At 67.7% G+C, this 10631-nt stretch carries 12 protein-coding genes and 1 tRNA gene; 6 read left to right on the forward strand and 7 right to left on the reverse strand.

Annotated features, from left to right (window positions below; translation table 11 throughout):
* The first annotated feature begins 27 nt into the window (after positions 1-27).
* Positions 28-567, forward strand: a complete 540-nt coding sequence (locus E1263_RS40400) for a GNAT family N-acetyltransferase (protein ID WP_132177428.1) — start codon at positions 28-30, stop codon at positions 565-567.
* Here the strand turns inward: E1263_RS40400 and E1263_RS40405 are convergent.
* Both E1263_RS40405 and fgd read right to left on the reverse strand, forming a co-directional pair.
* Positions 558-1133, reverse strand: coding sequence for a GNAT family N-acetyltransferase (locus E1263_RS40405; RefSeq protein ID WP_132177430.1), 576 nt, complete (start codon positions 1131-1133; stop codon positions 558-560). The genes E1263_RS40400 and E1263_RS40405 overlap by 10 nt on opposite strands.
* Positions 1134-1174: 41 nt before the next feature.
* Complete coding sequence (fgd, locus tag E1263_RS40410; protein WP_132177448.1) at positions 1175-2182, reverse strand: glucose-6-phosphate dehydrogenase (coenzyme-F420); 1008 nt, start codon at positions 2180-2182, stop codon at positions 1175-1177.
* 378 nt (positions 2183-2560) lie between these two features.
* Between fgd and E1263_RS40415 the strand changes: the two genes are divergently transcribed.
* The 4 genes from E1263_RS40415 (at position 2561) to E1263_RS40430 (ending at position 5311) form a co-directional block, all read left to right on the forward strand.
* Entirely contained in the window at positions 2561-3394 is an 834-nt protein-coding gene (locus E1263_RS40415; protein ID WP_132177432.1) for a carbon-nitrogen hydrolase family protein, read from the forward strand.
* 36 nt (positions 3395-3430) lie between these two features.
* Positions 3431-3913 carry a methylated-DNA--[protein]-cysteine S-methyltransferase gene (locus E1263_RS40420; RefSeq protein WP_132177434.1) on the forward strand — a complete coding sequence of 161 codons (483 nt, stop codon included), beginning with the start codon at positions 3431-3433 and terminating at the stop codon, positions 3911-3913.
* 128 nt (positions 3914-4041) lie between these two features.
* Positions 4042-4932 carry a phosphotransferase gene (locus tag E1263_RS40425; RefSeq protein WP_132177436.1) on the forward strand — a complete coding sequence of 297 codons (891 nt, stop codon included), beginning with the start codon at positions 4042-4044 and terminating at the stop codon, positions 4930-4932.
* Between the two features lie 4 nt (positions 4933-4936).
* Positions 4937-5311, forward strand: a complete 375-nt coding sequence (locus E1263_RS40430) for a hypothetical protein (RefSeq protein WP_238162021.1) — start codon at positions 4937-4939, stop codon at positions 5309-5311.
* Positions 5312-5313: 2 nt separating this feature from the next.
* Here the strand turns inward: E1263_RS40430 and E1263_RS40435 are convergent, their stop codons facing one another.
* The 5 genes from E1263_RS40435 to E1263_RS40455 all read right to left on the reverse strand — a co-directional run bounded on the left by E1263_RS40435 (position 5314) and on the right by E1263_RS40455 (position 10171).
* Positions 5314-6054, reverse strand: coding sequence for an MBL fold metallo-hydrolase (locus E1263_RS40435; RefSeq protein WP_132177438.1), 741 nt, complete (start codon positions 6052-6054; stop codon positions 5314-5316).
* Positions 6051-7010, reverse strand: a complete 960-nt coding sequence (locus tag E1263_RS40440) for an acetylxylan esterase (protein WP_132177440.1) — start codon at positions 7008-7010, stop codon at positions 6051-6053. Before E1263_RS40440 ends, E1263_RS40435 begins: the two co-directional genes overlap by 4 nt.
* 28 nt (positions 7011-7038) lie before the next feature.
* Entirely contained in the window at positions 7039-7497 is a 459-nt protein-coding gene (locus tag E1263_RS40445; protein WP_132177442.1) for a hypothetical protein, read from the reverse strand.
* Positions 7498-7528: 31 nt separating this feature from the next.
* The gene (locus E1263_RS40450; RefSeq protein ID WP_132177444.1) at positions 7529-8503 is read right to left on the reverse strand and encodes a hypothetical protein; all 975 of its coding nucleotides are present in this window, start codon (positions 8501-8503) and stop codon (positions 7529-7531) included.
* A gap of 93 nt (positions 8504-8596) precedes the next feature.
* A complete protein-coding gene (locus E1263_RS40455; protein WP_132177446.1) occupies positions 8597-10171 on the reverse strand; it encodes an LCP family protein in 1575 nt (524 codons plus the stop codon).
* 269 nt (positions 10172-10440) lie between these two features.
* On the opposite strand from E1263_RS40455, the gene E1263_RS40460 reads away from it, so the two are divergent.
* A tRNA-Ser gene (locus E1263_RS40460) sits at positions 10441-10529 on the forward strand.
* The last annotated feature ends 102 nt before the right edge of the window (positions 10530-10631 follow it).

Consider the following 10631-nt stretch of genomic DNA (forward strand, 5'->3'; position numbering starts at 1 on the left):
GTGGCGGGGCGGCGGTAGATTTCTTGGATGGGATACGCGCTGGCGCAGCTCGAACTTCGGCGGTGGCGAACGGCGGACGCGCTGCGTCTGGCTCAGGCACATGCGGATCCCGACATGGTCTACCAGGGTGGGATCGTCGACCGGGCGACCGCGCTGGACTGGATCGGCCGGGTCGCCGACCTCGACAACGGTCACGTGTACGCCGTGGCTGACGCCGACGATCACCCCGTTGGCTGCGTCGGCGTGACCAATATCGACCGCCACCAGGTCGGCTGGACGTGGTACTGGACGATTGCCGAGGTCCGCGGCCAAGGCATCGCTCGCGACGCCCTCCGCGCACTCGCCGACTGGGCCCATCACGAGGCCGGCCTCTACCGGCTTGAGCTCGGCCACCGCCTCAACAACCCCGCCTCCTGCGGTGTCGCCGGCAGCGCGGGCTTTCTCCCCGAGGGCGTCGAGCGGCACCGCCTCGCCTACGACGGCACCCGGTACGACGTCGAGCGGCACGCCCGCCTGACGAGCGACCCGCTCACCCCGCCAAGCCGCCCAGTGTCAGTTCAGAGCTGATAGGAGCGCCAGCGCTCGTCGACGACGTACCCGAGGGCTTCGTTCGCCCCGAGGCTGCCGTCGTTGACCGCGGCCCCGCCCGTGCTGAACCGGGTGATCCCGATCTCGAGGAACGCCAGGATCGACGCCGCCTTCACGGCCTGCCCCACCCCACGACGCCGGTACGACGCCAGCACCGACGTGAACCTGGTGTCGCCGGCTCCGTCACGCGACCGGATCACCGTCGCGCCCACCAGCCGTGATCGGTCGAACGCCCCGAAGACCCGGTGCTCCGGCCACAACGCCTGCGTCTTGGCGAGCTCGCCAACGATGCGCTCAGTGGCCGGCGTGACCGGGTAATCCCGTTCATTGAGCTTCTCGAGCTGGTGCAGCGACTCAGCCGCCTCCGCGCCAAGCTCACGCACGATCAGCCCAGAAGCAGTCACCCGGCTGACCGCGGTCTCCAGCAGATCCCGATCGGGGCTGGACAGATGCGCGGCCCAGGATTCACCCACGACCCGATACCCGGCCGCCTCAAGCTCGGCGCAGCGCGGGTCGGTGTCCTGGACTATCTGAGTGTCGGGCACACGTCGATTGTGTGGTGCCCGACATCAGACCTCAACCCGGTTTAGCCCTCGAGTTTGCGGAGCAACGGCAGAACGTCTTCGGTGAACTGGGTCAGGAACCGCTCCTGGTCCTGGCCGGGACCGTGCACGACGAAGTGGTTGAAACCGGCGTCCAGGTACGGCTGGAACTGCTTGACGACCTCTTCCGGGTCGGACGCGACGATCCAGCGCTTGGCGACCTGCTCGATCGGCAGCTCGTCGGCCAGCCGCTCCATCTCGGTCGCGCTCGTCACGCTGTGCTTCTGCTCGGGAGTGAGCGACAGCGGCGCCCAGAACCGGGTGTTCTCCAGCGCCAGCGCCGGGTCGCGGTCGTAGGAGACCTTGACCTCGAGCATCCGGTCGATGTCCTCGAACTTCTTCCCAGCCGCCTCAGCGCCTTCCTTCACGGCGGGAATCAGCTTCTCGGTGTAGAGCTCCATGCCCTTACCCGAGGTCGCGATGAACCCGTCGCCGACGCGACCGGCGTACTTGGCGACCAGCGGTCCACCAGCGGCGACATAGATCTTCAGCGGCGTCTCGGGGCGGTCGTAGATGAACGCGTCGACGGTCGGGTAGTACGGCCCCTCGGAGCTGACGCCGTCCTTCGTCCACAGGTCGCGGATCAGTTGAACGGCCTCGCGCAGCCGCGCGTACCGCTCCTTGAACTCGGGCCACTCGCGACCGGAGACCGCGATCTCGTTCAGCGCCTCGCCGGTGCCGACACCGAGCATCACGCGGCCCGGGTACAGCTCACCTAGCGTGGCGAACGCCTGCGCGATCACGGCCGGGTTGTACCGGAAGGTCGGCGTCAGGACCGACGTACCGAGCAGGACCCGGTTCGTCCGCTCGCCGACCGCCGCGAGCCACGCGAGCGCGAACGGCGCGTGCCCGCCCTCGTGCCGCCAAGGCAGGAAATGGTCCGACACCGTCACGCTGTCGAGCCCGAGCTCCTCGGCCCGGACGGAGTACTCCACCAGGTCCCGTGGCCCGAACTGTTCCGCCGACGCCTTGTACCCGACCCGAATGCTCACCGTGTGCTCCCAATCCTCAGCTGCCCGTACCTCAGACCCAACGACATCCAGGTTCGACTTTATGCCGCCGCGAGGCGGTGCTTGACCGAGCACCGCGGTGTCGGACAGGATTGGGCCCGGCGCGGCCCGCGCCTCACCTCCGTTGACCGGCTCCGGCCCGGTCTCGTCGTAGGGGGCAAAGGGACTTCTGGTCTCGGGCCGCTCGTCCTGGTCAACTGCAGCGGACGGGATCGCCGGAGGATCGAGTCTGCGCATGCGGAAGGCCAGATGACAGCGCACAGGAATCTCAAGCGGCGGGTTCGCGCCCGCGCCGCCAAGACGGGCGAGTCCTACACGTCTGCCCTCCGGCACTTCCGCCCGACTCCATCAGGAGAAGACATGCCGGAAGCTCTGAAAATTGCCGTCGCCCAGTCGACGGTGCACCGAGACCCCTCCGACCCTGGCCTGCTGCGCAGTAGCGGCACCGAGGTCCGCGTTCTGTTGAGGGAGGCGGCCGCGGCCGGCGCTCGCCTCGTCCACTTCACCGAAGGCGCGCTCTGCTGGCCGTGCAAGGAGATCATGTCCGAGCTGGGCCCGGACGAGATCGGTCCGTCCGACTGGACCAAGGCCGACTGGACGGTCCTGCAGGAGGAGTTCGACAGCATCGCCAAGCTGTCCGGCGAGCTGGGAGTCTGGACGGTGCTCCCGAGCATCCACCAGCTTCCCGACGCGCGACCGCACAACAGCATGTACGTCGTCTCCGACCAGGGAAAGGTGGTGGCCCGGTACGACGAGCGCACGATGTCGACGACGAAGATCACCTGGATGTACACCCCGGGCAAGGACCCGGTGACCTTCGACGTGGACGGCTTCCGGTTCGGGCTCGCGCTCGGTCTGGATGTTCTGTTCCCCGAGTTGTTCACCGAGTACGACCGGCTCGGCGTGGACGGCGTACTGGTCTCGTACTCGACCGCAGGTGTGACGCACCACGAACACATCGCGGTTCAGGCGCGGGGCTGCGCGGTGAACAACACCTGCTGGATCAGCCTGGCGGTTCCGGCCAATCCGGAGGGCGGGCTTCAGTCCGGACTGATCGATCCGCGCGGGGCCTGGGCAATCCACGCTCCGACGGACGGCTCTCCCGCGGTGGTCACGACTGAGGTGCGGCACGACGACGTCACGCAGATCGGGCGTGAGTTCCGAGCGCGTACCCGGGAGCGCGTGAACAGCTAGCCCTCACACCTTCGGGTGCTGCAGCGTTCCATGGGCATGAACAGGCACATGATCGTCAGCACCCGGCTGGGTGAGCTCACGCTGGTCGCCTCGGATGGCGCGCTGGCCGGTGTCTACTTCCCCCATCACTGGGTGAAGCCGATGCCGCTCGGCGAGCGGGTCGAATCCGACCCCGTGCTGTCCGAGGCGGCCCGCCAGCTCGACGAATACCTGGCCGGTGACCGCACCACCTTCGAGCTCCCCACCACCCTCACGGGCGACGACTTTCAGCTTCGCGTTTGGTCCCGCCTCCAGGACATCCCCTGCGGCACGACCATCACGTACGGCGAGATCGCGGCCGAGGTCGGCGGTCACGCGCAGCTCGTCGGCAAGGTGGTCGGCCAGAACCCGCTCTCCATCGTCATCCCCTGCCACCGCGTCGTCGGCAAGAACGGCACTCTCACCGGCTACGCAGGCGGCCTGCCCCGCAAGCAGTTTCTCCTTGACTTGGAGGAGCCCGCAGAGGTCCGGCTCTTCTGAAAGCGGACCGCCCCCACTGTCTAACCTCCGCCCGGCCCCCTCGCCGAGCCTGACCTGAGCGTGAATCGAGCAGCCCAAGCGAAGTTAATCAGTGCTGGCGGTCCGCTCCTTTCTGGTTGGCTGTCCAGATGCAGGTCGATCACGGGAGCTACCCCGAAGCGCGCACGCCGTGGAATCACGCGGCGTGGCGGCGCGAGGCGACGGGATGGTTGGTCGAGCAGCTCGACCGGCTCGGGATTCGCGAGACGGGCGAGGGGCGGGTGCGGTTGCGCCCGTGGTCGGTGATCGTGCGGGTCGAGGCCGCGAAACCCCTGTGCTTCAAGGCGAATCCGCCCGGTAGCGCCTTCGAGCCAGTACTCACCAGCCGCCTTGCGGAACTCATCCCCGACCACGTCCTCACCCCGTACGCCGTCAACGTCGAGCGCGCGTGGTCGCTCCTCCCGGATGGGGGTCAGTTGCTGCGGGACGTCGAGCGGGGACCGCGGGAATGGGCCGAGGCATTGAGCCAGTACGCCGAATTACAGCGCGCGCTCGTCGATCACGTGCACGAGTTCGACCAAATCGGCGTACCGGATGCTCGGCCCGCCGTACTGCCTGATCTCTTCGAGCAGCTCGCCGATAAGCGGCCCGAGCTCGTCGACTGGTGCACCGAGCTCGCGTCCTTCGGCATCCCCGACACGCTCGACCACGGCGACCTGCACGAGAACCAGATCTTCACCGGCGACCGCTACACGTTCTTCGATTGGGGCGATGCCGTCGTCGCCCACCCCTTCTGCAGCCTGCTGGTCCCCCTCGAGCGCGCCGCTCACGAGCTAGGCCCCGAGGTCGTCCCACGCCTGCGCGACGCCTACCTCGAGCCTTGGACCGCCGACTTCGACCGGCCGACCCTCGACCGCGCTGCCGACCTCGCCTGGCGCCTCGGCAACCTCACGCGCGCCACTTCCTGGCAGCGGCTCTTCCCCGGCAATGACGCCATCGGGGAGGAGGGCATCAAGGAAGCCCTCGATCGCTTACGGTGATCCCATGGCGTTGATTCCGAAGGGTGGCAAGGTCGAGTCGTTCCTGACGATCGTGGTCGGGGGCGGGTCCGCGTTCGGCCTCGTCGTGCTCACTTCCCGCTCCTGGAAGGCCTGCCACGTCGATGTCGCGGGGCCGATGGCCAACGGCCTGACGCTGCTCTTCCTCGGCCTGCCGCTGGCGCTGATCGTCAACCTTGTGCTCTTCACGATCGCCTACCGGTATGCCGGCAAGACCCTGTTCATGGGGCTCATCGCCGCTGCCATCGCGATCGCCATCGCCGACCTTGCCCTCTACTCCTGGCAGGGCACGCCGGCCGCCTCACCAGGCATCTGCCCCGGCAACGTGCCCCCGTGGTGGCCCGTCTGGATCCCGACCTGAGGTCAGAAGCTCAGAGTTGCCCCGACGACCGCACGCGTCGTCGGCCCTTGGAAGGCCGCCTCGGCCTCGGCGGTCGCCTGGTCTGCTGAGAGCAGCGGCCCGACATGCGTGACGACGAGATGCTTAACCCCCGTACGACGCGCCAACTCGCCCGCCTGACGTGGTGTGTGGTGCACGGGCGTCGGCTCAGGGTCGTTGGCCTCACACAACAGCAGGTCCGCTCCAGCGGCCACCTCATCCAGAGCGCCGCACGGAGCGCAGTCCCCGGAGTAGGCGAGCACCCGCCCGCCGGACTCTGCTCGGAGCGCGTAGGCGTCACACCCATGCTCCACAGCCCGGCTAGTGAGCCGCAGCTCGCCCAGCTCCACCACATGCCCGTCTGACAACGGCCAGAGCTCCAGTACGTCGGCCACGAACCCTGCGTCGTTCTGCGCGAAGAACCCCGCCAGACGCTCCCCGAGAGCCGCAGGCGCGTACACCGGCAACGGAGACCTGGCTGGGAGTTCGCCGTACGAGAGGGCGTAGTACGCGTTCAGGAGGTCGCCGATGTGGTCCAGGTGCAGATGCGACAGCCAGACCGCGTCAAGCGCCGACAGCGTCGTGTGGCGGAGCAGCTCGGCCAGTGAGCCCGGACCTGCGTCCACCCAGACCTCAGCGCCGCCAGAACGCAGCAGGTAGCCCGAACACGGCACATCCGGCAGCGGGTACGGCGCAGCGACGCCGAGGACTGTCAGTGCGCTCAGAGCTTGGCTCCGATGAGTTGGTAGATGTCGTCGCGCGCACCGGGCAGATCATCGTGGCCGAGGTCCGGGTAGGCCCGCAGCTCCTTGGTCGACGTCAGCTTGTTGTACGCCGCGAACTGCGTCGACGGCGGGCAGGTCTGGTCCTCAAGGCCGACGAACAGCGTGACCTCGGCGCGGATCCGCGCGGCCAGGTGCTGAACGTCGATGTAGCCAAGGGTGTTGAACACCTCGTCCTGCCGCAGGTGTCGCGGGTCCCGCTTCTTGAACCAGGTGACGATCTCGTTGTACGGGCCCGTGTCCAGGTTCAGATCCCAGGTGCGCTGGTAGTCGCACAGGAACGGGAACACGCTGGCGACGTACTTGATGCTCGGCGTCAGCGCAGCCGCGACCAGGCTCAGCCCGCCGCCCTGGCTCCAGCCGGTCGACGCGATCCGCGTCTCGTCCACCTCGGGCAGCGCGCCGATGATGTCCGCGAGCCGGCGGGTGTCGAGGAAGACGTGCTTGTAGAGCAGGTTCTCCGGGCCGGCGTCCAGACCGTGCACCAGGTGGTTGTGCAGGTCGAAGTGGTTCGCCGTCTGGGATGCGGTGCGGAAACCGACCTGCTCCCGAACGTCCAGCGCTGCCACGGTGTACCCGCGGGCCGCATACGCCAGCAGGTCGACCCAGCTCGGCTGCTCACCGCCATACCCGTGAAACACCAGTACGGCGGGGCCTGTCGGCTCATTCGGGCGAATCACCTTCGCGTGCACGCGGTAGCCGCCCGTACCGGTGAAGTACAGGTGCTGAGCCGTTGCCGTGGTCAACGGAAAGTCGGTGGCGTCGCCGAACTCGATCTCCGGGTCCGTCGCGTCCAGGTCGAGCAGCGCCTTCTCCCAGAACTGGTCGAAGTCGACCGGGCGCGGGTTCGTCCCCTGGTAGGTCAGCAATTCGTCGTACGAGAACTCGAAGGACAGCACCGACACTCCTCGGATGTTGGGGTCGTCTTTATTCTGCGGGAGGCGCCGGGTCGGGGGCGGTCCCGTCCCAGATGGTGTAACCGTGCGCCGTGTTCAGCTTGTCGCGCAGCGTGGTCTCCAGCACCGGCACCTGCCCGGGCGACAGCCAGGACAGCGGCACCAGGACGGTGTCATCGGCCCGCTTGGTCCGCAGCGCGAGCGCAGCACCGTGGGTGGTCTCGACCCGGCCGACCTCAGTGATGTCGGTCCACCCGGTCTTGACGCCGCGAACCTCGATCGCGTCGTCCCGCAGCCGCAGCACGACGGGCGGCCGGGCCACGATCCACAGCCCGGCCAGCGCCACCAGACCGCCCAGCGCGAGGAACACCGTGACCGCGACCCGCGGCGCCCCGAGGGCCCACGTGATCGCAGCCACCCCGAGGATGATCAGCCCTACGGCCAGGACCCCGAGAAACCGCCCTGACCGCATCCGGTACGTCGTCCGCATCGGGCCATGATCGCATCGGCCCACCTGCGGTCTAGAACGGGTCGACCTTCGAGGTGGACGCGTTGCCGCCGATCACCGGTGAGAGCGTGATCGTCCAGTTGTACTTGCCGTCGAAACGGTTGTCGTACTTGGAGAACGAGCAGTCCTCGGTGAACTGCCTACTGACGCCGTCCCACGCGCTCCCCGACTTGAAGAACACGTAGTAGCTGCCACGGATGCCGCGCAGGTTCGTCTTGGAGCCGTGGCGGACATAGATCGAGGCCTGCGGCTGCCGCGGCACGCTGGCCGCAACGACGACCACGACGTCCGCCGAACCGTTGTTGGTGATCTGCAACAACCCGTAGCCGCGAGACCCGGCCCGCTGGATGATCTGGCCGTTCGAGCCCCGGCCGGTCATCTGCGGTGGCGGCGTGAGCGCCGGCGGCGTCATCCGGAGGCCGTAGTTGATGCCCTTGCCGAGGCTCCGGTTGACCTCCTTCGACAGCTCGACGATCGACGTACGGATGCCTGTCTTGGCTTGGTACAGCCGAACGGCGGGTGCCTTCGGCAGGCCGCAGCCGGTCTTGGTCTCACCGGACGTCGCCAGATTCGTGGTGACCGAGGCGGCGTACCGGTCGAAGGCGATCAGCGCCGCCTCGTGCCCGGTGCCGGCCGCGGCCGGCGGCTCGAGGTCGCCGAGCGCCTGCCGCTGGTTACGAATCGCATCCTCGAGTTGCGCCCGCGCTTGATCGAACGCTTCCAAGGTCGGAGCGTTCATCACCCGCTGCACCCCGCGCACCAGGTTTGTTTCGGAGTTCGCGATTGCTTTCTTGTAGCCCACCGGGCTCAGCGACGCCGTGGTCGGCGTCGTGGACGGTGGTTCTGGCGTTGGCGTCGGTGTCGGAGTCGGTTGTTCGGTCGGGGTCGTGACCGTCGCCGGAGCCAGCGATTTGCTGCTCTCCGGTTCGCCACTGCACCCCGCCACGACCAACGCCGTACCGATTGCTACCGCGATGATGCGTCTCATATGTTGCCCCCCAGCTGTGTCGGTTCGAGCATCCTTCCCCGAAGCAGCTGGTTCAGTCCAGATTGACCTGATCTTGTCAGTCGGTCCCGAGGATCAGTTCGTCCCGGTCTGGGTGGGGTCATAGGCGCAGGCGTCGTTCAGGTCCTGGGCGGCGCCCGGGGTCGGGGTCGCCTTCACCGGCTTCTTCGTCGTGCCGGAACCCGGCTTCTTCGTGGTGGTCGACGACGGCGTGGACGCGATCGGCTTGGTCTTCGGGGCGATCGCCTTCTCGACGAGCTCCTGCATGGCCGAGTAGTCCGGGTTCTTCCCGGTCGGGAAGTTCTTCCGCTTGTCGAGGTCGACGTTCGCGACCTTCGCGCCCTTGACCTTCATGCCGAGCTCGATGAACGCCGGCAGGATCTCCTGCGGGATGTCAGTCCGGAGCAGGTCCTTGCTGGCCGAGGCGATCTGCTGGTACTTCGTGACCAGGGTCGCCGGGTTCACGCTGTTCACCAGCGCGTGGATCGTGCAGCGCTGGCGCTCCTGGCGCGACGGGTCGCTCAGGCCGTAGCGGCCGCGGGCGAACCACAGCGCGTGGTAGCCGTCGAGCTTCTGGTTCGGGCCGGGCTGGATGTAGCCGGACGGCTTCTTCGCGCCCCGGGTGCCCGGGCCGGAACCGTAGTCGCCACCGATCGGCACCTTGTAGCTGACGTTCACGGTGATGCCACCGATCGCGTCGATGATCTTGCGGAAGCCGGCCAGGTTGATCTGCATGTAGTAGTCGATGTCGAGACCGAGCGCGGCGCCCGCGGCCAGCTTGACCACGTCCGCGCCCATGTTGTCGGTCGCGCCGAGTGCACCGGGGTGCTGCTTCGGGACGTTGTCGTACATCGAGTCCAGGTAGAACTCCGGCTGCTCGACGTTGCCGAGATCCGGGTTCCAGTAGCCGTCCGGGTAGATCTTGTGCAGCGGGGAGCCCTCCGGGAACGGCATCCGCATCCAGTTCCGGCTGAGCGAGATCAGGGCCGTGTCACCGGTCTTGGTGTCGATGCTCGCCACCATCACGGTGTCGGTGCGGACACCAGTACGGTCGGCGCCGTCATCCGCACCGAGGAGCAGCAGGTTGAGCCGCGGGGTCTTCGCCCACGGGTCTTCCTTGTCCACCTTCGGCCGGGTCGCGCTCTTGGAGTTGTCCTCGGACTGGAACACGCTGCCGACCAGGTCGCGCTGCGCCATCACCGTCTGCGCCGCCACAGTCGTCGGTACGGCGATCGCGAAGCAGAGCAGGCCCACGAACATCGAACCGGCGAGCCTGCCGGTGTAGGTCATGGTCACCGGCCTTAGGAGCTTGTGCGAGGCCACGACAACCCAGATCCAGAGGACACCCAGCACGACCACGGCCGCGGTCGCGATCAGCAACTGCCTCGGCGATACGGCCAGCTCGAGAACCGAGTTCCGCTGGGTCAGGCCGACGTACGCGGCGACAAGCAGCAGCCCGCCGGTGATCGTCAGGACAAACGCACCGAGCTTGGTGCGGCCGCCCATGATCAGGCCGGAGCCCGGCACGAGCGCGCTGAGCAGGGTCAGACCGATGGCCTTGGACGTCGTCCGGGCGCGCTGAGAGCGGTGCTTGGACCGGCTGGCACGAGGCGCGGACCTCCGTCCGGCGGCGCGAGTACTCCGCGACATGGCTCCGTTTCCCTGATCGGCGACGTGGCGACCTTCCATGGATCGCTCGCAAGCAACCCACGGTACCTAAGACGCCCACGCCGACCCATTGGTTGACAGTGCTGGGATTGGCGTGTGCTGGCGACCCCCGTCGGTGCACGCCAGGTTACACACGGGTCACCCAACACTCCCAAACCGCCGCTCGACACCCCGCTTTGGCGCCGGACCTCAGGAGCAGATACTCTTGGTCGTCGTCGTATCCCGTAAGAATTTTTACGCGGATCGTCGGAGGAGGCGTCGCCTAGTCCGGTCGATGGCGCCCGCCTGCTAAGCGGGTTGAGGGGAAACCCTCTCGCGAGTTCAAATCTCGCCGCCTCCGCGCCTGAAGCGCCCTTGTCCACGGATAGCGTGGACGGGGGCGCTTCGGCCTTTTCTGGGGGCGAAGCCCCCAGGCCCCACCCGGAGGGCTTCGCCCCCGGAC

The organism is Kribbella antibiotica (assembly GCF_004349055.1).
GTDB lineage: Bacteria > Actinomycetota > Actinomycetes > Propionibacteriales > Kribbellaceae > Kribbella > Kribbella antibiotica.